23 protein-coding genes are annotated in these 24071 nt (G+C 40.9%); 11 read left to right on the top strand and 12 right to left on the bottom strand.

What is annotated here, in order from left to right; translation table 11 throughout:
* Positions 1–230 precede the first annotated feature (230 nt).
* The 3 genes from AC0L4E_RS02280 to AC0L4E_RS02270 all read left to right on the top strand — a co-directional run bounded on the left by AC0L4E_RS02280 (position 231) and on the right by AC0L4E_RS02270 (position 2238).
* Positions 231–566, top strand: coding sequence for a cupin domain-containing protein (locus tag AC0L4E_RS02280; RefSeq protein WP_473677818.1), 336 nt, complete (start codon positions 231–233; stop codon positions 564–566).
* A 27-nt stretch (positions 567–593) separates the two neighbouring features.
* Entirely contained in the window at positions 594–1529 is a 936-nt protein-coding gene (kdgK, locus tag AC0L4E_RS02275; protein ID WP_473677817.1) for a 2-dehydro-3-deoxygluconokinase, read from the top strand.
* A gap of 85 nt (positions 1530–1614) precedes the next feature.
* Complete coding sequence (locus AC0L4E_RS02270) at positions 1615–2238, top strand: bifunctional 4-hydroxy-2-oxoglutarate aldolase/2-dehydro-3-deoxy-phosphogluconate aldolase (RefSeq protein WP_473677816.1); 624 nt, start codon at positions 1615–1617, stop codon at positions 2236–2238.
* A gap of 419 nt (positions 2239–2657) precedes the next feature.
* Here AC0L4E_RS02270 and AC0L4E_RS02265 read toward each other — a convergent pair whose 3' ends face one another.
* Positions 2658–4052: a PhoH family protein gene (locus AC0L4E_RS02265; protein WP_473677815.1), complete on the bottom strand. Its 1395-nt coding sequence runs from the start codon at positions 4050–4052 to the stop codon at positions 2658–2660.
* 345 nt (positions 4053–4397) lie between these two features.
* Here AC0L4E_RS02265 and rapA point away from each other — a divergent pair, with 345 nt between their 5' ends.
* Positions 4398–7304 carry an RNA polymerase-associated protein RapA gene (rapA, locus tag AC0L4E_RS02260; protein WP_473677814.1) on the top strand — a complete coding sequence of 969 codons (2907 nt, stop codon included), beginning with the start codon at positions 4398–4400 and terminating at the stop codon, positions 7302–7304.
* Between the two features lie 93 nt (positions 7305–7397).
* Positions 7398–8369, top strand: a complete 972-nt coding sequence (locus AC0L4E_RS02255; RefSeq protein WP_473677813.1) for a DUF3530 family protein — start codon at positions 7398–7400, stop codon at positions 8367–8369.
* Between the two features lie 47 nt (positions 8370–8416).
* Here AC0L4E_RS02255 and AC0L4E_RS02250 read toward each other — a convergent pair whose 3' ends face one another.
* Positions 8417–8752 (bottom strand): YqhA family protein, encoded by a 336-nt coding sequence (locus tag AC0L4E_RS02250; protein WP_473681468.1) that lies wholly within the window; start codon positions 8750–8752, stop codon positions 8417–8419.
* 275 nt (positions 8753–9027) lie between these two features.
* Positions 9028–9834 carry a crotonase/enoyl-CoA hydratase family protein gene (locus tag AC0L4E_RS02245; protein ID WP_473677812.1) on the bottom strand — a complete coding sequence of 269 codons (807 nt, stop codon included), beginning with the start codon at positions 9832–9834 and terminating at the stop codon, positions 9028–9030.
* Positions 9835–10214: 380 nt separating this feature from the next.
* On the opposite strand from AC0L4E_RS02245, the gene AC0L4E_RS02240 reads away from it, so the two are divergent.
* Both AC0L4E_RS02240 and AC0L4E_RS02235 read left to right on the top strand, forming a co-directional pair.
* Positions 10215–11210, top strand: a complete 996-nt coding sequence (locus AC0L4E_RS02240) for a response regulator (protein WP_473677811.1) — start codon at positions 10215–10217, stop codon at positions 11208–11210.
* A 62-nt stretch (positions 11211–11272) separates the two neighbouring features.
* Complete coding sequence (locus AC0L4E_RS02235; protein WP_473677810.1) at positions 11273–12235, top strand: GGDEF domain-containing protein; 963 nt, start codon at positions 11273–11275, stop codon at positions 12233–12235.
* 167 nt (positions 12236–12402) lie between these two features.
* Here the strand turns inward: AC0L4E_RS02235 and rraB are convergent, their stop codons facing one another.
* The 6 genes from rraB to AC0L4E_RS02205 form a co-directional block, all read right to left on the bottom strand.
* Positions 12403–12801: a ribonuclease E inhibitor RraB gene (gene rraB / locus AC0L4E_RS02230; protein WP_473677809.1), complete on the bottom strand. Its 399-nt coding sequence runs from the start codon at positions 12799–12801 to the stop codon at positions 12403–12405.
* A 55-nt stretch (positions 12802–12856) separates the two neighbouring features.
* Positions 12857–13588: a 1-acylglycerol-3-phosphate O-acyltransferase gene (locus AC0L4E_RS02225; RefSeq protein WP_473677808.1), complete on the bottom strand. Its 732-nt coding sequence runs from the start codon at positions 13586–13588 to the stop codon at positions 12857–12859.
* Positions 13589–13803: 215 nt separating this feature from the next.
* A complete protein-coding gene (locus AC0L4E_RS02220; protein WP_473677807.1) occupies positions 13804–14589 on the bottom strand; it encodes a metal ABC transporter permease in 786 nt (261 codons plus the stop codon).
* Positions 14590–14592: 3 nt separating this feature from the next.
* Complete coding sequence (locus AC0L4E_RS02215; protein WP_473677806.1) at positions 14593–15501, bottom strand: metal ABC transporter solute-binding protein, Zn/Mn family; 909 nt, start codon at positions 15499–15501, stop codon at positions 14593–14595.
* Positions 15485–16684: a hypothetical protein gene (locus tag AC0L4E_RS02210; protein ID WP_473677805.1), complete on the bottom strand. Its 1200-nt coding sequence runs from the start codon at positions 16682–16684 to the stop codon at positions 15485–15487. The genes AC0L4E_RS02215 and AC0L4E_RS02210 overlap by 17 nt, the downstream gene beginning before the upstream one ends.
* A 105-nt stretch (positions 16685–16789) precedes the next feature.
* Positions 16790–17068 carry an ABC-type zinc uptake system zinc chaperone gene (locus tag AC0L4E_RS02205; protein ID WP_473677804.1) on the bottom strand — a complete coding sequence of 93 codons (279 nt, stop codon included), beginning with the start codon at positions 17066–17068 and terminating at the stop codon, positions 16790–16792.
* Positions 17069–17299: 231 nt separating this feature from the next.
* Here AC0L4E_RS02205 and AC0L4E_RS02200 point away from each other — a divergent pair, with 231 nt between their 5' ends.
* A complete protein-coding gene (locus tag AC0L4E_RS02200; protein WP_259651232.1) occupies positions 17300–17425 on the top strand; it encodes a hypothetical protein in 126 nt (41 codons plus the stop codon).
* A gap of 38 nt (positions 17426–17463) precedes the next feature.
* Here the strand turns inward: AC0L4E_RS02200 and AC0L4E_RS02195 are convergent, their stop codons facing one another.
* Positions 17464–17775 (bottom strand): hypothetical protein, encoded by a 312-nt coding sequence (locus AC0L4E_RS02195; protein WP_473677803.1) that lies wholly within the window; start codon positions 17773–17775, stop codon positions 17464–17466.
* Positions 17776–17882: 107 nt separating this feature from the next.
* Between AC0L4E_RS02195 and AC0L4E_RS02190 the strand changes: the two genes are divergently transcribed.
* Positions 17883–19508, top strand: coding sequence for a mechanosensitive ion channel family protein (locus tag AC0L4E_RS02190; RefSeq protein WP_473677802.1), 1626 nt, complete (start codon positions 17883–17885; stop codon positions 19506–19508).
* 110 nt (positions 19509–19618) lie between these two features.
* Here AC0L4E_RS02190 and AC0L4E_RS02185 read toward each other — a convergent pair whose 3' ends face one another.
* Both AC0L4E_RS02185 and AC0L4E_RS02180 read right to left on the bottom strand, forming a co-directional pair.
* On the bottom strand, positions 19619–20488 hold the full coding sequence (locus AC0L4E_RS02185) for a MaoC family dehydratase (RefSeq protein WP_473677801.1): 870 nt from the start codon (positions 20486–20488) through the stop codon (positions 19619–19621).
* A 159-nt stretch (positions 20489–20647) separates the two neighbouring features.
* A complete protein-coding gene (locus AC0L4E_RS02180; RefSeq protein WP_473677800.1) occupies positions 20648–21559 on the bottom strand; it encodes a TraB/GumN family protein in 912 nt (303 codons plus the stop codon).
* 50 nt (positions 21560–21609) lie between these two features.
* Here AC0L4E_RS02180 and AC0L4E_RS02175 point away from each other — a divergent pair, with 50 nt between their 5' ends.
* Both AC0L4E_RS02175 and AC0L4E_RS02170 read left to right on the top strand, forming a co-directional pair.
* Positions 21610–21921, top strand: a complete 312-nt coding sequence (locus AC0L4E_RS02175) for a prephenate dehydrogenase (RefSeq protein ID WP_220752699.1) — start codon at positions 21610–21612, stop codon at positions 21919–21921.
* Between the two features lie 358 nt (positions 21922–22279).
* Entirely contained in the window at positions 22280–24022 is a 1743-nt protein-coding gene (locus AC0L4E_RS02170) for an EAL domain-containing protein (protein ID WP_473677799.1), read from the top strand.
* Positions 24023–24071: the final 49 nt, after the last annotated feature.

The raw sequence follows: 24071 nt of genomic DNA, 5'->3' as shown, positions 1-24071 counted from the left end.
GTTGTATCTAATCCTATCAGAAAAATGAACTTGATCACATTCGCAATCAACTGGACAAGACTCAAGGTATACAACGTTTTACAGATAAACAGCTTACTTATTTGACGATAAATAATACTTGATTTAGCTCACACAAATAAAAACATATTGTATTACAAATCAAAAGTAAGCATTATGATAAACAAATATTGATGATAAGCAATGTTTTTAAACCCCTTTGGAGCGACAAGATGAACGTATTTTTTAAAGCTGATGAACATCCATGGGAAGTAATTGATGAAGGGATTAAAAGAAAGATTGTTGGTTTTACTGATGATCTAATGGTTGTTCATGTGTGTTTTGATAAAGGTGCTGTGGGCACTCCGCACACTCATGAGATCCACGATCAAATAGGCTATGTGGTTCAAGGTAAATTTGAAGCACAAATAAATGGCGAAAAACAAATTTTAAATCCTGGCGATGCTTTCATTGCGCGTAAGCACTTTGAACATGGCGCCGTAGCTTTAGAACAAGACAGTGTACTGGTCGATGTATTCTCGCCTTCAAGAGAAGACTTTCTTAAGTAACAGATAACCCTAAATAGGCACTTGAATATGAAAAATCAAAAAATTGCGATAATTGGCGAATGCATGGTTGAGCTAAGGCCATCAGGCGAGATGCTAGCGCAAAACTTTGGTGGAGACACATTAAATACCGCGCTGTATTTAGCGCGACTAACCCAAGATGCCGATTTAGCGACCTATTATGTTACCGCATTAGGTCATGACCCTTTCAGCACTGCAATGAAATCAACTTGGCAAGCTGAAGGGATTATTACAGACCATGTATTACATGTTGAAGGGAAACAGCCTGGCTTGTATTACATTAAAACCGACGATTGCGGCGAACGTTCATTTTTCTACTGGCGAAATGATACTGCAGCCAAGTATTTATTTGAACAAGCAGACAGTAAACAACTCGCTGAATCGCTAGTAGAATTTGATGCTGTTTATTTAAGTGGGATCTCGCTGGCTATTCTAACCACCGAAAGCCGCAACGTATTATTCAATGTACTGAAGCAATTTAAACAAGCCGGTGGCAAAGTTATTTTTGACAATAACTATCGACCACAACTCTGGCAAGAGCCGTCTCAAGCCATTGAAAATTACAAAATCATGTTGGAATTTACCGATATTGCATGTTTAACCTTTGAGGACGAACAAGCGTTATACGGTGATACCGATGTAGAGCAATGTATTGCACGCACTCAAGCACTTGGTGTCACTGAAATCGTAGTCAAACTCGGTAGTGAACCTTGTTTAGTCATAACCCCTGATGAACGTATCAGTGTAGCAGCGACAGTGGTAGACAAAGTTGTTGATACCACCGCTGCAGGAGACTCTTTTAGCGCTGGTTATCTAGCGAAAAGGCTCACAGGCGGTAGTACTGAAGCTGCAGCAAAAGCGGGACATCTACTAGCGGGAACCGTCATTCAGCATGCAGGCGCAATTATTAGCCCGCAAGCTATGCCTAATTTAAGTCTTAACTAGGCCACGTTAGCCTGAGTTAGGTCTAGTTAGCCTAAGTTAGATCAAAGTTAAGCCTTTTGAATTCAAGTAATAAGTGAGAAGTATTGTGCCAACATTAAATGAAAAGTTATCTCAATTAAAAGTCATTCCAGTTATCGCGATTGAAAATGCGGATGATGCAATCCCACTAGGTAAAGCATTAGTTGAAAATGGCATGAATTGCGCTGAAGTGACCTACAGAACTGCCTGTGCCTCACAAGCGATTCGTAATATGCGTGAAGCCTTTCCTGATATGTTGATTGGTGCTGGTACTATTTTAACCACTGAACAAGTGGATGACGCTATCGACTCGGGCGTAGATTTTATTGTTAGCCCTGGATTTAATCCAAAGATTGTTCAGTACTGCTTAGATAAAAACATCCCAATTATTCCCGGTGTTAATAACCCAAGTTTAGTTGAGCAAGCGATGGAAATGGGCTTAAAAACAGTTAAGTTCTTCCCTGCTGAGCCATCTGGCGGCATTCCAATGCTAAAAGCGTTAACTGCCGTATATCCAGTATCGTTTATGCCAACAGGCGGCGTGAGCTTAGCCAATGTTGATAAATACCTTGCCATCCCTGCGGTTCTGGCTTGTGGTGGCACTTGGATGTTACCGCCAAAAATGATTGCTGATGGTCAATGGGATGAGATTGGTCGCTTAGTTAAAGAAGCTGTGGCTCACGTAGCTTAATCATATCGATTAAAAGTTAATGTCTTAGTAGCTATTTAGCCGTGAATTAAGCCAAGCCTTGATAAGAGTTAACAACAAAAATTAAGCTGATTTATCAGCTCTTGCCTAACATCATCAGTAGGCAACTTAACACTGACATTTCTAGATGCATGCTAGAACGTCAGTGTTTTTTTATGGGTGCTTTTTATAAAAACATGAATATATAAAAGATACAGACTATTTAGTTAACCCAATACCCAAACAATAGAAAGCCACCGATTAAAATCGATGGCTTGATGATGCTGCTATTTTCACACTTCTAACTGACTTACTCTTTATCAGTGCGCTTGTTATAAGTGCGCTTGTTATAAGTGCTCTTGTTATAAGCGCTCTTGTTATAAGCGCTCTTGTTATAAGCGCTCTTGTTATAAATGGTCTTGTTATAAGTGCTCTTCGGCAAATTCAGCCAAACGTGAACGTACCACTCCGTTAAGGTACACATTTGCGCTGCCATCAAAGTCCTTAAAACGCTCAACAATATAAGTGAGTCCTGAGGTTACGGCTGTTAAGTATGTCGAATCAATTTGCGATAAGTTACCGCAACACACTAACTTAGTCCCCTCACCCATACGCGTTATCATGGTTTTGATTTGCGATGCAGTGAGGTTTTGACACTCATCTAAAATCACCACCGAATTTTGAATAGAGCGGCCGCGCATAAAGTTTATCGACTTAAACTGCACATTGGCCTTTTCCATGATGTAATTCATGCTGCCTTGAGGGTTTACATCGTTTTTATGTAATACCTCTAACGTATCGGTAATTGCAGCCAACCATGGCGCCATTTTCTCTTCTTCAGTGCCAGGTAAAAAACCTATGGATTCGGCAATTTCAGGAGTATTACGGGTGACAATAACCTTCTCGTATTGTTTTTTCTCAACCACTAACTCAAGTGCTGCAGCCATGGCGATTAGGGTTTTACCACAACCTGCGGGACCAGTGAGAATAACCAAGTCGATTTCAGGATCAAGTAAGGCATTTAACGCCATACCTTGATAGATATTTTTCGGTTTAATTCCCCAAGCTTGCAAGTGCTCTAAGCGATCGCGGCCGTAATCAATAATATTAAGGTGCGTTTCAGTACGACTAGCAACCTTGCCGCAGAACTCGGTATCTTCATCAATCAAGTACTGGTTTTTGTAAAATGGCTCGTTACCCACTTCATCAATATTCACCTGATGCACGGTTTTACCACCAATACGATCGGTTGAGACTTTATCGACATTTCCCCAAAAATCGCCGTCAAACTGATAAAACCCTTTGGCAAGAAAGCGAATGTCATCAATTAACTGATCGGTGCGATAATCTTCCACCCTTTCAATACCCGCGCCTTTAGCTTTAAGACGCATATTAATGTCTTTAGTAACGAGTACGACTTGTCGAGGGTGGTGCAGCTTTTGAAGATGAAGTGCGGTATTAATGATGCGGTTATCGTTGTTATCACCGGGCAAGGCGCCAGTAGTAAAGTCGATTTGATGGTCTGGAAAAATGGATAAGCTGCCTGAAACGTCTAAATGGCCTTCGCGGCTGGGGAGTGAAACACCGTTAAGAATTTGTTCTGGTGAAGTTTTTCCTCCGAGTATATCTTCTAACGCCCTAATGGCGACTCGCGCGTCACGACTAATATCGTGCTTTCTGTCCTTAATATTGTCTAACTCTTCTAACACTGTCATTGGGATGATTACGTCATGTTCCTTAAACGAATATATCGCTAAAGGTTCATGCAGTAACACATTGGTATCCAGTACAAACAACTTTCTGTCGTTATGTTCCATGGCGCCTCCAGAGTGCTCAATGCATAGGGGTAACTAAGGGATTAATCCAATTTAAACTCCTGATAATAAAAACATAATAAACTTACAACGATAGATAATCTCTATCAATGCACAATTAAACTATGCCAGTAAATTTACTAACTCTCAATAGTTAATCGGATGTATACGGGGTCAGTTTAGGGGGATAAAGATGTCATTGAGATGACAATAATGTGTCAAATTCAGCGTTAGCTAAATAAAATTGCCCATCATGAATATTTAAATCGCTGCTAGAATTTAAATCTAGTAGCGTTTGTTATAACATACGCGCCCTTTGTATATATCTGTTCCGAATGAGAGTAAAAAATGCCGTTTGCTTTAGGTCAACGTTGGATTAGTGATACCGAGTCAGAACTTGGTTTAGGTACCGTAGTCGCAGTCGAAGGACGCATGGTTACAGTACTGTTTGCTGCCGCTGATGAAAACCGTTTGTTTTCACGCGATGAAGCTCCATTAACTCGTGTTATTTTTAATCCAGGTGACTCAATTGAAAGCCATGAAGGCTGGAAACTTACCGTCAATGAAGTCGAAGAAAAAGATGGTTTAGTGACCTATATCGGCATTCACAGTGAAACGAACGAAAGCGTTCGTTTACGTGAAACCTTATTGAACCACAATATTCGTTTTAATAAGCCACAAGATCGCTTATTTGCAGGTCAAATTGACCGTTTAGAGCGCTTTGGTATTCGTTATCAAAGTCAGCTTTTACGCCACAAACTAGCCACCTCAGACTTACTTGGCCAGCAAGGCCCGCGTGTAGGGTTAATCCCGCACCAACAGTGGATTGCACATGAAGTGGGTCGCCGTTATGCCCCACGTGTTTTACTGGCTGATGAAGTTGGCTTAGGTAAAACCATTGAAGCAGGTTTAATTATTCACCAGCAACTGCTTACTGGCCGCGCTGAACGTATTTTAGTCATTGTGCCTGACACATTACGCCATCAATGGTTAGTCGAAATGCTGCGCCGCTTTAACTTAAAGTTTTCAATCTTTGATGAAGATCGCTGTGTTGAAGCCTACGCCGATAACGACAACCCATTTTACACAGAACAATTAGTCATTTGTTCGCTTGAGTTATTACGTAAAAAACGTCGTTTAGAACAAGCTATCGATGCTGATTGGGACTTAATGGTGGTTGATGAAGCTCATCACCTTGAGTGGAGCGAAACCGCGCCAAGTCGCGCTTATCAAATCGTTGAAGCTTTAAGTGAAGAAGTGCCAGGTGTATTGCTATTGACCGCAACCCCAGATCAACTCGGCCATCAAAGTCACTTTGCCCGCTTACGTCTACTTGACCCTGATCGTTTCTATGATTACGACGCATTTCTTGAAGAAGAAAAAAGCTACCAAAGTGTCGCTGAAGCCGCTGAAGCACTGACTGCCAACACTAAGCTAGCTGATAGCGCCATTAATAGCTTAACTGAACTACTTAGTGAGAAAGACATTATGCCTAGCATCAATGTAATTCAAGCTGAAGATGTTGCTGATGACGTTAAACAGGCCGCTCGCGAAGAGTTACTGCAAGAATTACTCGACCGTCATGGTACCGGCCGTATTTTGTACCGTAATAGCCGCGTATCTGTCAGTGGTTTCCCGCAGCGATTCTTTAACCCTTATCCATTAGCGATGCCGCAGGAATACGTTACTGCAGAGCGTGTTAATGCCATGATGGGTTCTAAAAAGTCGCCACAAGATCAAGCCAAGCAATCACTGAGTCCTGAAAAGCTATACCAAGCGTTTGAAAGTGACAGTGCCAGTTGGTGGAAGTTTGATCCCCGCGTTGATTGGTTAATCGATTTCTTAAAAGAACATCGCAGCAAAAAAGTGCTGATTATTGCCAGCCAAGCCGAAACAGCTTTAAGCCTTGAAGAAGCTTTACGTACTCGTGAAGGTATTCAAGCAACCGTGTTCCATGAAGGTATGTCCATTATCGAACGTGACAAAGCCGGTGCTTACTTTGCTCAAGAAGAAGGCGGCGCTCAGGCATTAATTTGTTCTGAAATTGGTTCTGAAGGTCGTAACTTCCAGTTTGCCAGTCACCTTGTGTTATTTGATTTGCCGTTAAACCCAGACTTACTGGAACAGCGTATTGGCCGCTTAGATCGTATCGGTCAGCAAAATGATATTCAAATTCACCTGCCTTACTTAAAAGACACGGCGCAAGAGCGTTTAATGAATTGGTATCACCAAGGTCTTAATTCATTCGAACTAACTTGCCCAAGTGGCCATGTCCTTTACTCAGAATTTGCAGATGAGTTAACTGCTGTACTTAATGATGCTGACCCAGAGTTAATGACGCAGTTACTTAATCACACTCAAAGCCGTTACCAAGAGCTTAAACAAGCAATGGAGCAAGGCCGTGATAAGTTATTAGAAATCAACTCTCATGGCGGCGAGCAGTCTAAGAAGTTAGTTGAACGTTTAGCTGAGCGAGATTCAGATACTCACTTAATCGGCTCTGTTATCCGCTTATGGGACATTATTGGTGTCGATCAAGAAGATCGCGGTGAGAACTCTATCGTATTACGCCCAAGTGAGCACATGCTATTCCCATCATACCCAGGATTGCCTGAAGATGGTGTGTCAGTGACATTTGACCGTGAAACCGCGCTTTCTCGTGACGATATTGCCTTTATCTCTCAAGAGCACCCGCTGGTGCAAACGGCATTAGATTTAATCACGGACTCTGAAACAGGCACCACCAGTGTCGCCGTGCTTAAAAACAAAGCATTACCTGCTGGCACCTTGTTCTTAGAACTGATTTATATGGCAGATGTGACAGCTCCTAAATCATCACAGCTTTACCGTTATATGCCACCAACACCGATTCGTGTGTTGTTAGATAAAAACGGTCAAAACTTAGCGGATAAAGTTGACTATGCAAGCTTTGATAAGCAGCTAAGTGCGGTGAATCGTCACATTGCCAGTAAGCTTGTTAATGCATCGCAGCCAATTCTGCACCCGTTATTAGCTAAAGGTGAAGAGCAAGCAGAAGCAGCTTTAGCAGGATTAGTTGAGCAAGCACGTGAGAAAATGACTCAGCAATTAAACGGCGAGTTAACCCGTTTAGAGGCACTTAAAGCGGTGAATCCGAACATTCGAGATTCTGAGTTAGATTATATTCGTAATCAAATGGCAGAACTCAATGGTTACATTGATGACAGCCAATTCCAGCTTGATGCCATTAGAATGGTATTAGTTAGCCACGTATAATACACTGCTAACACTAAGTAAAAAGCCCTGAACTTCTTATGTAGTACAGGGCTTTTTTGTATTTATCTTGCAGATTTTGTATAAGTTATCGCGATGAAACTAATTCAACGAACTCGTCTAACTCAACTAACTGGGCTAGCTAAAGTCAGTAGACTGTCTTTACACTCTCGATGCCGCACATGGTTGTTTTTAAGCTTGCTTGCACCGATAAGCTTGTTGCCATTCAGCGCTCAGAGCTCTATTTTAATCAGTGCCAGCTTATTATCCGAGAGTGTTTTTACCCCTGTCAGTGATTCTGAGAAACAGCAAATCACAGTCCAAGACAAAACTGTCGACGTATTAGTTAAACCTTGGCAAGGTAAAAAGCAGCGCGGCGCCGTTGTGGTCGTTGGCCCCACTGACACTCAAGCCAGTGGCCGTGGTTTTACTCGGTATTTACGACAAGAAATTCCCGCAATGGGCTGGGCAAGTATCAGTTTAAAACCCACAGAAGGCTTGTACCGTCCCAATTTCGCTACCTCAGTCGATCAAGTGACGAAAGCCGGTGAAAAACAAATTGCATTAGACCCTCATCAAGTAACCCCTAAATACAGTTCAAGCCAGCTTTTAGAACTGAGAAACTTTCAACAAAATGTAATGAACGAGTGCTTAGCCCAGCTGGATGACATTGGTGCGCAATTCCCAGGAAAACGCATTTTAATCGTCACTGACGATAGTGCAGGAATGGTGGTTAACCTTCTTCACCAAGACAAGTTAGCTAAACCTGATTTATTAGTAGTGATTAACCCTTACCGAGAGTTCGAACAATTAATTGATGAGCAAAGCCGTGACTTGTCCATTGCCATGCAGTTAAAAGAGCTCGATATTCCAGTTTTAGATTTACAGTCAGCTAATGCCAACCAAGTGTCCATTTCTGAGGCTAAAGACCGAAAGCAGCAAAATGAAATCAAATCGAGTCAATTGTACCGTCAATACATAATGCAGTTAGATCTGAATAATCTAGGTGGCTGGGAAGAAGCAATGGAATACATTGAAGGGTTTGCCCGCAAAATAGTTGGCCGCTAAGTGCAGCCAACTTCACTCTACTATCGTTATGGTTAGGGTTAGGGTCTTTACTCTTTTTTATCTTTGCTTAGCATCAGTGACAGTGCGACAAGTACCACAATGATGCCCATATACAATAAATCTAACATCGACTCAGGCTTCATCTCAGTAAAGTAAGAAAACACCTTGATGATCAACATCATCAGTATCACTTTACCCAGTTTGCTTTTTAAAGAATCGATACTGCTAATCACTAAAATTCGGCCACCACTGTTAGTGTCATTGGCATTTTTTAAATCGCTAATAAACAACTCATAAAGGCCAAAAGCAAAAATCAGCATCACAGAACCCAATAGGAAGGTATCTAGGATCTCAACCACCACCATAATGATGTCGTTGCGAATTTCATGACTGCCGCTGATAAGGTAATTCCAAAGTAACTAGAGTAAATGAACAACATCTTTTATGCCCACAGCAAAAATCACCAAAGCCCCAACAACACAGGCTATCACTCCAACAGTTACAGAGAGTCGGCTACTCCATAATAGCTTCTCAAAAAAATCACGCATTACTCAATCTCATACAATAAATAGGTATTAGTTATGATCATAGCAAGGAATTATTGCAGCAGCATAAATTCCTTACACACGCTAAAAGCTCTAAACACTCAATACTCTAGCTACCAGCCTGACTGCCTATTTTGATAAGGCTTGTCAGACTTTTTGATTTCTCTATGGCCAGCTATGCTGCGGTTTTTACCAACAAGTAAGCGAATTTGGCTTAAAGATTCACGGCGCAACAAACTGCGTAACGTCCCTGACCAGTTATTGTTAATACTCAGTTTTACCGCGGCATTAGTATCAGGTGAACGTTGCATCAGTTTTTCAGCAAATAACAAAGCTTGTTGATGCGGGTCTTCATACACTTCGGTTACCAAACCAAACTCTAAGGCTTTATCAGCGCTAATAATATCTGCGGTATAGGTCAGCTGCAGTGCTTTATCTTTAGGCATGATTTGCCTTAATCCTGCAAGCCCAGCCATGTCAGGTAATAGCCCCCATTTAGATTCCATTATAGATAATTGCGCATCTTTACTGGCAAATCTAAAGTCTGCACCTAGGGCGATTTGCACCCCGCCGCCATAGCAAAAACCTTCGATAACCGCGATAACTGGGATAGGTAATTTCTGCCAACCCAATGACACTCTTTGGGCCAAATTAGCATTACCCGGTAGCCATTTAAATAATAACTTAAGCGCTGGCATAATCGATTTAGACACGCTTTTCACATCAAGACCTGAACTAAAGTTACCTTCAGCACCCGACAAAATGACCACTCTTACTGATTTATTCTTATGTAGTTTGTTGATGGTTTTATCTATGGCCTGAAATAATTCAATATTCAATGCATTGTATTTATCGGGTCTATTTAACGTGACATGGGCTATGCCATTTTCAACCGTTAACTCAACGAGTTTATTATCCATGGTTCATCCTTTACTGGTCAGTCCAGATTGCAAGTTATCATACATCGGCAATTTGGCGAATAGTTAACCACTATTAAACCCTTTAAAAAAATTAACCAAATCAAACACCAAAAAAACACCAAGTTCAAACAGATGTATCCAGCGCAATATAAAAAACTGCCATAAAAGATACAAAATAACGACAAACGCCAAAAAACCGTCGAATTTTAATGCTAATTGTCAGTAATAAGTTGTAAAATATTGTTTAATAAATGTAGGATGCACTAAAACGACCATTTCAACAGCTAACTCACTGTTGCTTAATGAAATATGCTCGATTAATAAATTTGTCGACTACAATCAATAATAATAATAACCCTGTAAAAGGATCATCAGTCTCTATGACTATTCCTATTTTGATATGCGATGACTCAGGATTAGCCAGAAAGCAAATGGCGCGAACCTTACCCAAAGAATGGGACGTTGATATCAGTTATGCCACTAATGGTGCTGAAGGGCTCGACGTTATTCGAGCTGGTAAAGGCGAGATCGTATTTCTCGACCTTAATATGCCTGTTATGGACGGTTATGAAGTATTAGAAGCCATTCAAAAAGAAGATTTACCCGCGCTAGTTATCGTGGTGTCTGGTGATATTCAAATTAAAGCTCATGAGCGAGTCAAAGCGCTCGGTGCACTCGACTTTATACAAAAGCCAGTTAGTGCTGAATCCATTAGTAATATTCTCGAAGAATACGGCATTCTCACATTGGCGTTGAAAGATGCAAGTAATGACACGCCAATGTTCGAAGTGGATTTACGTGATGCTTGCCAAGAAATAGCCAACGTTGCAATGGGACGCGCTGCAGACTTATTGGCAACCCTTTTAGATGTGTTCGTTATGCTCCCTATTCCTAACGTTAATGTGTTAGAAGTTAGCGAACTAACCATGGCGCTTAAAGCAACCGAAGAAAGCTCAAAAATATCAGCTTTATGCCAAGGCTTTATTGGTGCGGGAGTCGCGGGCGAAGCATTGTTGTTATTCCACGATTCAAGTTTTGAAGATATGGCCAAATTAATGGGTCACAAAAACCCACAAGATACGGCCAATGAAATTGAAGTATTAATCGATACGGGGAATGTGCTTATCGGGGCATTTCTCAACGGTATTTCTGAACAATTAGACATGAAGTTTAGTCAAGGTCATCCAGTCGTTTTAGGCCGCCACTGTACAGTAAACGAGCTTATTCATGATAATTCAGAAAAATGGCAACGTACCTTAGCAATGGAAATCAATTACCAGATTGAAAACCATAATGTGCAATGTGATTTATTACTATTATTTACTGAAGATTCCATCCCAACGCTTAACTTCAAGCTGGGTTATTTACTCGATTAACCAATCTATTTAGCGATCAATTCGCAAATAATTAAAATAATAAAGAAGTTGGATGTTAACTCATGTCTACTGATCAAAATGCAATGAACGAACTTCACTGGCTTATTGATATGGTGCAAACCATAGAAGTTGGCTTGGTCGTATTAGATCGTAATTACAACATCCAACTTTGGAATGGGTTTATGGAAAACCACAGTGGCGTGTCTCCCAACGCCATAAAGGGCAAAAACCTATTTGAAACCTTTCCCGATTTACCCAATGAATGGTTAACCCAAAAAATGGAGTCGGTTTTTTTACTCAGAAACCGCTCATTCATCAGCTGGGAACAACGCCCTAATGTATTCGAGTTTAAAAATTATCGTCCAATAACAGGACGCGCTGATCATATGTATCAGAACATCACCTTGCTACCACTAGCCTCGCTTGCTGGCAACATTACTCATATCAGTATTATTGTGTATGACGTTACCGATGTGGCGATAAACAAGTTGCAATTAAAGTCTGCTAACGAGCAGTTAGAAAAACTCAGCCAGACAGATAGCCTAACGCAGTTGTTTAACCGTCGTCATTGGCAAGAGTGCTTTGACAAAGAATACGAACGCTTTGCCCGATACGGTGAGAACGGCAGTATGATCATGATTGATATCGATAACTTCAAGCAAGTTAATGATAAATACGGCCATCCAGCTGGCGACAAAGTGATTCAGAGTATTGCCCACATATTAAAGCAATCATTACGTGAAACCGACTTTGCTGGCCGATATGGTGGTGAAGAGTTTGCAGTGGTACTGACCAATACTAACGCTGACGAATCAAAGTATTTCACTGAACGCTTACGTAAAAAAGTCGAAGCCTCGCAAGTGGTATATAAGAATCAAATTATTAAGGTGACGATCAGCATTGGGGTTAACTCACTATCTGAAGATACCAAAAACAGTGCGAACTGGTTATCTGGCGCTGATAAAGCCTTGTACCTTTCAAAAGAGAATGGCCGAAACCAAACCACAGTATTCAAAAACGACTAGCTCACTACTTGCTTGCGTATGACTCATGCTATCGAGCATTAATTAAAATGTTAGAGCATTAGCACATAAGCCTAAATAGTAGAATATTGACCTTAATAGCCAATAAAAAACCCGCTCATTTGAGCGGGCTTTTTATTATATTTTCTACGAGAGACTAAGTAAGCTAATTAAAAATTATCTTGTTCATCTTCTTCGCCATCAAGGTCATCTTCGTCACCGACAAAGAAAGTACCCCAACCGTCATAATCCACTTTTTGCTTTTGCGCTAAAATCATTAACTGCTCACAAGCCTTATCCAACAAGTCAGCTTCAAGCGCATGATTAGCAATCGCATCAAAACAGAAAATGATTGAGCCATCTTCTAGCTCCATCTCTTCGGCATCGTTCACTTCAAAACCAAGTTTAAATGCATCAACCGCGGCTTTTTCTAAACGGTCAAAATTAGTCGACGAAAAGTGATGCTCAATCGTGTATTCGGCATCGGCTTGCGAACCATCATCAAGCAACGCTTGGATGATTTCACGGTTCTCAGCAAACTGCTCTTTTAATAGACCTTCAATAGACATGGAGTAACTCCGTTAACAAAATAATGCGGCTAATCGCTAATTATACTTGATAAATCTACTGAGGTTTAGCCATTAATGCCGAAGCTTCTTGATTTAATTCAGCCAAACGCGTCGACATAGCCTCATGCACCTTGGCACAAAGCTTTTTAACATCCGCTTTATCCACATTTGCTGTCGACATCGGTGCCATCATTTCCACAATCACCACACCGTTATTCCAGCGATTTAACTTTATATGGTTTTGACATGACGCCAATACAGGCACAATTGACGCTTTAGCTGCAACAGCAGTATGGAAAGCACCAACTTTAAAAGGTAATAAACCACGGCCGCGAGAGCGAGTGCCTTCAGGGAAAATCCACACTGAAAGTAACTTATTTTTCATCTTCTCGACGGTTTTAGCCATGGTATCAAAAGCACTATGACGGTTCTTACGGTCAATAAGAATATTGCCCGATAACCAGTAAATCTGTCCAAATAGCGGCATCCACGCCAAACTTTTCTTACCTAAACTTACTGTCGCTTTTGGAACAGCTGAAGTATGAGTAAATAAATCAAAGTTATTTTGATGGTTGGCTAAATAGATTTTAGGTTCTGTTTGAGTTTCTTCAGTGGCATGGCGAGTAATGACTTTAATACCCAAAATTGGCGCAACTGATGAAAAAATACGAGCAATAACATGGACATTATCGCGATGCATTGGTCTAACTAGACAAAGAATTATTGCGAAAAAAAACGCCAGTGTTAATAACACTGCAAGAATAATTGAACGAGCAATTAACAGCACAAGCAGACTCCTGCGAAAAAAGTGGCGACAGTATAGCCAGCACTGAAGCTGGACTCAATGGTTTGTTTGATTTGAGTTTACAATTGTAAGCTTAAATTATTATACACCAGCTAAGATGAATTAATGATGCGTTAAACATTAACGCATCATTAATTATGCAGTATGACTCTTGTTTTGACTTTGACGTTATTAGAGTGTGTTGATTAATGTCTGCATTAAGTTGTTGATGAAGAAACCGTTTCAGATTTCTTCACCGACAATAACACTCGCATCAATACTGCACTCACAGCCAAAGCGGCAACAATTGCTGCACCACTCGGTAAATCATAACTGGCCGAGAGTATAAGCCCTGCTAGGTATCCAACAAATCCAACCACATAAGTGAGTGCTAGCACTCCTTTGCCTTGGTATTTATTTAAAGCGAGTGCTGGCAGAATTAAGGTACTAAATACCAAGTAAACTCCCACTAACTCAACCGAAAGTGTTATCACTATCGCGAACAAGAAATAAAAACCAGCTCCTTCTAACACCTGAGGCTTTAACACCACAACGGCCAAGATAATTGCAGAAACAATGGCAGGAAGCACGAGCTGCGACCAGTTAACCCATAATATTTGTCCTGACATGAGTTGTTTTAATAGCTCAGCCCCATGAGGGTCATTTGACAACAGCAGCATAGCTGCCACTGCACTGAGTACATAAAAACAACCAATGATTGCTTCAAGTTCATCAGCAAAACGCTTTGAAAGCCAAGCAATAAATCCAGCTCCAGCTAAGGCAAAAATAGCAGGCATCCAAACATGTGAAAATGGCAGTTCTTCAATGCGGTGATCCATATGCGCCACGATTGCACCTAGTGCTGCCACTTGTGCAATCGCTAAATCGATAAAGATAATCCCACGTTTAAGAACCTGACGCCCTAACAACACATGTGTAGAAAGTACCAGTAAGCCTGCTACAAAAGCAGGCAATAGAATGGGTAGCAAGTCGAGATCTAGCATAGGCTATTCAACCTCAGTTAATAGCGTTAGCACGCTATCATATAGGCTAAATAAATCTTTACTGTCACTATTACCGCCAACTGACATAGGTAGGACTAATACCGGTAAATCAGTGCGCTCACCCAGCCAATTTGCGCCACGTTCATCTTGGTAAGACGTCACTAAAATCGCCATCACATCGCCTTGCTGGCTGCGACTGACAAGTTTAGCTAAATGACTGCTGCTTGGTGGGATACCAGGTTTTGGCTCTAAGTCTTCGACCTGTTCAATGCCTAACCAATTAAACAAGTAACGAAAACTTGAATGGTAAGCTATGACCTTTTTGCCTTTTAAACCCGCTGCTTTTTGTTCCCATTTAGGAATAGCTTGTTGCCACTTTTCACTAAATTCAGCAAGCTGCGCTTGGTATATTTGAATACCATCGGGATCTAAGGCGATCATTTTGGCAGACAAGGCATTAGCCACTTTTAACATTTTACGCGGGTCAAAATGAAGATGTGGATTGCCTTTGGCATGAACATCGCCCATAGAGCGGTCAACATGATCAAGCTGATCTAAAGTTTCAATGTGTTCTGCAGCATAAAACAAACCATTATCTGTTGAACGCACTTTATTGTTTGATGCCTTCATTTGCAGCATAGGTAACCAGCCAATTTCTAAATCAGCCCCAGCACAAACAACAAGGTCTGCTTGGCGCATTTTAGCAATCAGGCTAGGTCTAGCTTGTACTTGATGCGGGTCTTGTAATGCACTGGTGGCAGAATAGACTTTGGCATCTGGCGCAAGTTCCTGCGCTAAAGCTGCATATTCTGGCTCACAAGCAAATACATTTAACTTGGCATTAGCCGTACTCGTAATAAAGGCGCTACATAGCGCGCCCATAACGATTAGTTTCTTAGAATTGATGCGCACCGTGAGCTCCTAATGTCATAACGTACTGAAGAGTGACGATGTTATCGTCTTCAAAACCATCAAAGTTAGTGCCCTTTTGATTGGTATATTGTAGACGTACAGTAGAGAAGTGACTGTGATGCCAAGCTAAACTTAACTCAGTTTCCTTTAGTTTTTGTGCATCTAAATGGTCGCCATGAAGTTCAAATGTATCAACTTCACCATAACGTAAGCCCGCAGACCAATGAGGAGAGAACTGATACACACCGCTTAAGTACCAACCTTCGTGGTAATCATCGCCGTGTGACTCTTCATGTTCTTGCTCATCATGATCATGCTCTTCCTCAAAAGAGAAAATATCATTAACTCTAAAGTACTCACCACTCACGGTTAAATGTTGGTATTTGTAGTTACCGTTTGGCGCCCATTTATAAACAAAATCTGCGATGTAGGTGTTTTCACCCGTGTAAGATGCACTGTGGCTATGACCTTCATGATCGTGGTCGTCATCGGTATGTTCTTCGTGCTCATCTTCAACCACACCTTTACCATTTGAGTTACGTAAGTAGCTCAAACCCACTTGCCACGAACTCGACATACCAATGTCGCCACCAAATTTGGTGAATGCAGAATAAACACCAACAGTGTCGAAATCACGCTCACCATGTTCATCTTCAGCGCGCATTTTTTCGCCTTTAAACGCTTCAACACCCATAGTCCAATAAAGGTCTGTCGGTGCAACATACGTTAAACGCACACCATCATCAAAGTAATGGCCACCCATAAAGGCACGATAAGCACCTGGACGATCAACAAATGAATCTGTGTGTAGATGTTGGTTATTTAAATAACCAACATCTGATAAGAATCGACCAGCACGAATACCTAAACCAGCTGGTAATCCCATGGTTTGAATAAAGGCTTCTTCTAGCTCAATTTCAGTTTCACCGTCGTGGGACTCTAAAATTGCGGTCACTTTACCGTAGAACATATCATCAATGTTGGCACTGATCGCAAGCTCTGTTTCGCCTAAACCAAAACCTTCGCTACGACCACCTAAACCACGATCACCAGTTTGATAAAAGCCATCTAAAACAGCACTGATGTTAGGGTTAGTTAAGCTAGAATCTTCAGCGACAGCGTGAGTAGAAGCGAATGCGCAGGCAACTGCGACCAAAGAAAGGCGTTTGTTTAAATAAGACATTTTTTCTCCAAAATACAACAAGTATTCGACCATCATTAATGATGGACGAGTAATAAATTTATCCGTAAAAATTTGTTGAGTGATTGTTCAATAAAAAATATTGAATTAGGAGAAAACAGGTGGAGCGCGACTGTGGTATACAACTTGATGGGTAAAATAAGAATAGGCAACCGGATCTGGCGTGAGCTCAAACGTTTGACGAATAACGGCAAACTGAAATTCACTACCAACAATGGTTTTATGTAACTGGTGCTGATGAAAACAAAGAGTACAGTCTGTGCTAACGCCTTCATGCTGATGTGCAGAATCATGTGCGGCAGCTGCAAACGACAACAAAACGAGCATGGCTGAAAGCCAGATCGCTATTACTTGTCTTGTTCGCATTGAATTGGGCAAAGAAGTGTTCTCTGTTTGACAAAAATCGCGACTATCTTAAAAAAATTGAAAAAAAAGCAACCGAAAGAATGTTACAAATCACTTTTTGAGAATTTTTGTGACTGAGTATGCCAATATATGGCATTCGACATTTGGTTGATTTAAGATTAGCTTAAGCTGAAAAAGCTAAAATATTAGCCATATATAGCAACGTATACAGCCTAAATAGAGGATTTAACTATGATGAATTTGCTCAAAGACAACATCGGTATTATTTTAACCATGGTGATCATTGGTGTTGTTGTACTTGGCGGTATTTATTACGTTGAAGCAGCTTTAGAAAACCAAGTACAAGTTGTTGACTAGTATTTAATTGATGGCTCTGTTATTTAAGCCCTTTTGATTTAAGCGTCTTCCTCAGGTGCTTCTATCACCAACAGATGATCCATCAAATGCGTTACCCCTGTTAGTATCAGCGATAGCATGATCACAGGGGTAATGATATTAGCAAGCCCTGCCACAAAATATCCTGTAATAGCCGCAATCACAGCCGTATAAAACCCTATCACTTTTAGTACTGTTAATATGCCATGGCGCCCTAACCATGCTTGACAGTGATAACACTGTATTTGCGCAGAAAACCCTTTACCACGAGTTCCTGTAATTTTTGTCACTGAAATGGGTTTGTGACAATGCGCACATTGCAAAGCAGCCATATTAACTCTACCGAAAAATAAAAAGTGCGTAAGTCTAGCAAATTATCGTCAAACTTCCCGCAATAACTTATCATTAGATTTCTACTATATTGACAGGAAGTTTTACCATGCCAAGAATTCTGTTTATTATTTGCTGTTTGCTCAGTGTAATTAGCTTTTCTGGTACCAGTTTTGCCGCTGAAGTCAGCCCAGCAACTGATAATAAAATTCAACAATTACAACAAAAAATCGATACCGATATTATTTGGCTCAAAACCGCTAAAGGCGAGTTAAAAGACGTCAGCGAATATCGTATCCGCAACAAAACCAATTTACTACGTGAAGAATTGGCTGCCCTCGTAAATCAACCCGACCCAGATATTGAATACCTAGTTCCACAGGTAAACAAGCAATTGGTGTTTCTTGATAAAGTTGGCCAATACCTTGATGAAAGGGTCAATGAATTAAAGCTTCAATTAGGCGGTGACAATGATGCCTCTATCATGCAAAAAATCATCAAACGAGAAGAAGACCGCGACCATTTCCTTGAAGCTGAACTAGAAACGATTAACTGGGGCAAAACCCTCAACATCAATGTCGACAACGCAGAAGCGGCATTAACGGCAGAAGTACTACTTCGCGCTGACTACTTTGAAAGCTTGGTGACCTATACTCAGGCACAATTAAAAAGTGCCATAGCTGATGCATCTGATGCTGGAGCCGATGTTACCGCAGAGCAAAAAAGTGAAGTGAGTTTACTTAAAGATCGCCTCGCTATGCACACTGAAAGCTTAAATGTTGCCGTTAATATGATGGAATCATTAGGCGAAGACACGACGCAGATTAAACAAACCCTATTTAGTGTTTCAGGTGATATCACTCAAGATGTACTTAACTTTGATGTGGCATCAAGCCTTATTGAAGAATGGATGACTATTGCTAAAAACCAAGCATTAGAAAATGGCGCAGGCATTACGTTTAAAGTGATCATCTTTTTAATCATTTTATTCTTAGCAAGCATCGTCGCTAAGCTTGTTCGTAAGGTCGTTCGTAAGGCGGTTAATTCATCTAAGTTAAACTTCAGCATGCTACTGCAAGATTTCTTTACCTCAATCTCAGGTAACGTGATTTATGTGCTTGGTTTGCTGATTGCTCTATCACAACTTGGATTTGAATTAGCACCATTACTCGCAGGTTTCGGTATCGCAGGTGTGATTATTGGTTTTGCGTTGCAAGACACCTTATCTAACTTTGCATCAGGCATGATGATCTTAGTCTATCGTCCTTTTGATGTCGGTGACTTGATTAATGCTGCTGGTGTTACAGGCCGTGTCAGCCACATGAGCTTAGTATCAACCACAGTTAAAACATTAGATAACCAACGTTTAATTGTGCCAAATAATAAGATTTGGGGAGACACCATTAACAACATCACCGTAGAGCAAGAACGTCGCGTTGATATGACATTTGGTATTGGTTATGGCGACGATATTCCTAAAGCAGAAAAAATTCTCACGGATATCGTAATGGCTCATCCAAAAGTGAAACAGTTCCCAGAGCCAATGATAAAGCTGCACACCTTAGGTGAATCATCGGTTGATTTTATTGTCCGTCCTTGGGCTGCCCCTCTCGACTACTGGGATGTATATTGGGATATTACTCGCGAAGTGAAAATGCAGTTTGACGCACAAGGCGTGAGCATTCCATTCCCGCAGCGCGATGTGCATATTTACCACGAGAAAGCAGCAGACTAGTTCTGTATTCCCTTTATAGAGGTTTAGACTATACCAACAAAAAGCCCGAGTGAATTCACTCGGGCTTTTTAATTTATACTGTGCAACTCTTGCCAGTTAACCGCTTTTGTTTAATCGAGGTAAGTCATGTTACCGAGTAAATGCGGGCGACGACCTTTGATATCACGCATTTCAAAGCGCTTACCATTTTCCATACTCTCAAAAGCAAATGTCACTTCCGATGGCATAAACACGGGTAGTTTAAATTCAACATCGACTTTGAAAGGACGATGACCAATAAACTGCATGAGTGCCGCAAGCGATCGTGCTTTAGACCACATGCCATGAGCAAGTACACGTTCAAATCCAAAACGTTTAGACACCACAGGATGTAAGTGGATTAAATTATAATCCCCAGATGCTTTGGCATATTTACGGCCTAAATCTTCTGGCAATGTCCACGTTTGAACATCTTCCCATGTCATATCAGATGCGCGTGGCGGTCTAGCTCTGCGCCCTTTCGATTCGATACGATAAAGGTAAGTTGATAAAGCTTCCCAAACGAGTTCATCACCAACATAAATTTTAGAAACAAGTTCGAACTCTAGACCGGCATCAGTCGTTTGGCTTGAACTCAGTTCACACTGCACATCAAACACTTCATCTGCACCAATTGGCCGATATAAGCTGATACTGTTCTTTAAATGGATCATTCCGAGCAGCGGAAAGGTAATCGCTTTATCGGTAAAAATCGTGGCGTGCAATCTAAATGCAAGCACATACAAGAAAGTTGGTGGCAAAATTTTACCGTCAAAATCAAACTCGCACACTTCAGCATACTGATTGATTTTCTTGTCAGAGACTTGAATTCCTTTAGCCTGAACTTTCACATTCGGCAAAGGTTGTTGATCCCAACCAGGCTTACGGGTCAATAATATCTTGCGATACAATGACAACAAAGATGGCATCGAAGCTAATTCTATAGAGTAATCGTTACTCAAATGAGTTACCTTTTCTGTAAATAACGGAAAACGCAGTATTTAGCTAACCTAAACACTGCGTCATAAAATGTTTCATTGGCATTATTATACATCTAGATTGGTAACATCAGTCAAAAAATGACTAACATTGCTAATTAATCAAGAATTAAATTCACATTCTCAATACGCATTACACCTTATTTGCCAACAATCAATCACGCTTAATCCTGATTTTTGTAACAACTCTGGCAGGGCTTGCTGACCCACTACATGACCTGCGCCGACAATCACAAACAGCTTTTGGTAATCAGTTTTCGCTAACATTTCAACAATTCGCTGGGTCATAGTATGGTTGCGCTGCCAAAGTAATTTGTCGAGTAACTCTTCAGAATCTTCAGCTTGATGCTCCATAATATCGGCAATGGCTTGATGGTCGCCACTACGCCACGCCGAAACGAGTTTTAGCATTTCATCATCGGTAGCATTTATCGCTTCATCCAATAATTGCGCTTGGGTTTTATCTGAAAAAGATGAAATGAGATCGAACTGAAACTCCACGCTTTCTAGTTCAAGTAATGGTTTGGCAGGATCCCGCGCTATAAAAGTCACATCGACACCCGCTTCAGGCGTAAAACCTAAAGCAGCAAATCGCGATACCCCAATTTGATTTGCTTGTAGCCAAGTCGCTAAAGGCTTTAAGCCGTCGCACATGGTTTGGTTCTGACCACAAAAGCTTGGGTATAAACGGGTAATATCAGACTGTTTTGCTGTGGCAAAACCATACTGTTGCAGTAGCTGTTGCACATTCGCTTTAGTCACATCCGCCTCAACCACTAAAGCATCAGACTCCACAAAAGCTTGCTCAATCTGCAGTGGCAAAGGATAAAAATCAGCTTTACCAATATGAATAGAACCTAATAAGTAGACTTCTTTGCCTTGATAGTTTGCTTTGAAAAATGGTGGTTTATCAGAATCGGCGGCAAAGACACTACCACTGACTAACAATGATAAAACCACCAGCGCAGTTACTTTTCTGGTGCAAAACTGCAGCATCATTGCGATTTTTAACGGTATTTGACTTGTTAGTACCATGCCAGCCCCTTATAATTTAGCTTAATATTATGATGTTAAATGAGGCTATCATGCCGTATACCCAAGTTATCCATCAATTAAAAGAAAGTCTACAAACAGGATACCGCCAAGCCATTGATGCCGATAAAAGGCTCGACGAGTTGCGTCAAGCTGGCCATGGTAAGTTTGTGGCAATTTTCACTGAAGAACAAGGCTTTAGCCAAAAAAGCAATCGCTTTTTACCCTATGTTCAGGAACTTGCAAATGAGTTAGAAGAGCTACAAGGCCTAACCCATATTCCACCTGAAGCGCTGGAAGCACACGTGAAAAAAATTGGTGCTTTGCTGCAAACCCTGCATTTATTTAAGCAAAATACTAAATAAGCCAGCTAAGCATAATCTCTTAACGCTTATCTCTTAACGCAGCCTTTTGGCTGCGTTTTAGTTTTATTGGCTTGCTTATCATTTGAAAATAAAACACTTCCTACAAAGCTTCCAATACTAAACAGCTAACACAAAGCAGCGAACACAAATTAACCCAGATTAAGCAACTTAGACAGAGCAACTCAAACAAAGCGCAGCAAACGTCTAGTCGCCCAAATTTCAGCTCAATCTCATTATTTCACTATGAACACTTTTCAAGTTAATACCTTGGTTTTAATAACTTACTCAGCATAGTCGACATAATTCTGTCATTTGTCTGCAATAGACTGACCCAATTACTTTTGATGGGATTGATAGAATGAGCGTTATAGATCTAGAAAAAGAACTGACTAAGATTATTAATAAACAATCCATTAAAGCCATTTTTCAGCCCATTTTTAATATTACTAATCAAAAAATTCATGGCTTTGAAGCATTAAGTCGCGGCCCTGAACACAGCACCTTATACTCTCCAGTACCATTATTTAAAACCGCAGAACATCTGGGAAAACTCAGTGAACTAGAAACCCTTTGCCGCAGCATTTCTATCAATGCTTTTAAAACCTGTGAGCTTAACGGCAAGCTTTTTATCAATATTTCCCCAAAAGCATTGCTCGACCCAGATCACCCCAAAGGCTTGACCTTACAGCTAATAAAGCAAATGGGTTTGCGACCAGAAGATGTCGTGATTGAGCTGTCTGAGCAATATCCAGCTGACGATATCGATTTACTCAAAGATTGTTTAAACCATTATCGTAATCAGGGCTTCTTAACTGCAATTGATGACTTAGGCGCTGGCTATTCAGGTTTACGTTTATGGTCAGAGTTATCACCGGATTATGTCAAAATTGATCGCCACTTCATTCATCAAATCGATAGTACCGCCGTCAAACAAGAATTTGTTCGCTCAATAGTTGAGTTATGTCAAAACTTAACCTGCAAAGTCATTGCTGAAGGCATCGAAACCCCTGCTGAGCTAACAATGCTTAAACAACTCGGTGTCACATATTGCCAAGGCTACCTACTTGGGCGTCCCAAAGTAAAACCTAATACCCATATGGATTCAGAGTTGGTTTCTATACCGATGGCTCCGCAAAATCGCTACTGCGAAACAGCAGAAAGCTTATGCGTCCCAGCAAATATTGCCGCACCAGGTACAAAGCTCAAGCAACTTAGTGAGCAATTTATTAACCAACCAGCGTTACAAGCCATTGTTATTGCTGATAACGGACAGGCTCAAGGCATTGTTAGCCGCAATCATATCTTGGAATTATTTAGTACTCCCTACGGTAGAGCACTACACGAAAACCACCCTGCAAATGCGGTAATGGATAAACAAGTATTACAAATTGATGCCTGTGAGCCGTTATCGACTGTCAGCCAGTTACTCACATCAGAGCATTCAACCACGGTGGCACAGCAATTCATTATTTTACGTCATGATAAATTGATAGGAATTGGCCACACCAAAGATCTGCTGCAGCGTATTACAGAACACCGAATTAAAGTCGCAAGACACGCAAATCCGCTTAGTAACTTACCTGGAAATGTGCCAATTCAAGAGGAGTTAAAACGATTACGAGCCCAGAAAAAAGCCTTCTACTTAGCTTACTTCGACTTATGTCATTTTAAACCTTATAACGATATTTACGGTTTCTCCCGTGGTGATGAAGTCATAATGGAAGTGGCAAACCTATTAACCCAACACCAACACGAAGGCTGCTTCGTTGGTCATGTAGGTGGGGATGATTTTGTGATGATTTGTACTTGTTTTGAGGCAATGAATCATAGCCAAGCGATCATTAAACAATTTGAGCATAGTAAACACGCCTTTTACAGTGACCAACATTGGCAAGCGCAAACCATGCATGCCAAAGATCGACAAGACAACATGGTCGATCATCCACTGATATCGCTTTGTGTTGGCGTGTTATCACCTGATGTCACTGTCAATACAACGGATCATGAGTTATCAATGCTTAGCGCAGAAGCTAAGAAACAAGCAAAATTTGCTAAAAATGGTTTTTACGCGTTAAATTTTACCCAACAAAAAACGGCTTAATGAATAAGCCGTTTCAGTGGTATTACTATAGTGAACTTTGTACTTGGTG

It is taken from the genome of Shewanella sp. GJ50-10, from assembly GCF_055808815.1.
The sequence above is the reverse complement of the archived record's forward strand: the minus strand, read 5'-3'. Positions and strand labels throughout refer to the sequence as shown.